We start from the raw sequence: 267 nt of genomic DNA, 5'->3' as shown, positions 1-267 counted from the left end.
CCTGAAACGCCATGGCCCCTTCATTGGCACTGGTGGTTCTGACCGGGCCAATCAAATTGGCAGAAGCCTCAGCCTGCCCCAGTCCATTGCGGTAAAAATCTTCGATGGCTTTGATACCCACATGAGGATCAGTACCAACCGGGTCTTCGACCACTGCATTTTCGTCGTATAAATTCAAAATACCGTCAATATCACCGGCATCAACCAGCTCAACGTATTTTTCAAGAACGGTCTTTATAACTTTGGTGTCTACCATTGTTTTTATTC

Annotated in this window: 1 protein-coding gene; it reads right to left on the bottom strand. The window is 46.4% G+C overall.

The features are described from left to right. On the bottom strand, positions 1–256 hold a 256-nt coding region (locus CWC28_RS21700; RefSeq protein WP_138625782.1), incomplete at its 3' end, for a nuclear transport factor 2 family protein. Between the last annotated feature and the right edge of the window lie 11 nt (positions 257–267).

Origin of the sequence: Pseudoalteromonas sp. S4492 (assembly GCF_005886115.1) — a bacterium.
Lineage (GTDB): Bacteria > Pseudomonadota > Gammaproteobacteria > Enterobacterales > Alteromonadaceae > Pseudoalteromonas > Pseudoalteromonas gelatinilytica.
This window is presented reverse-complemented; position numbering and strand designations above follow the sequence as displayed.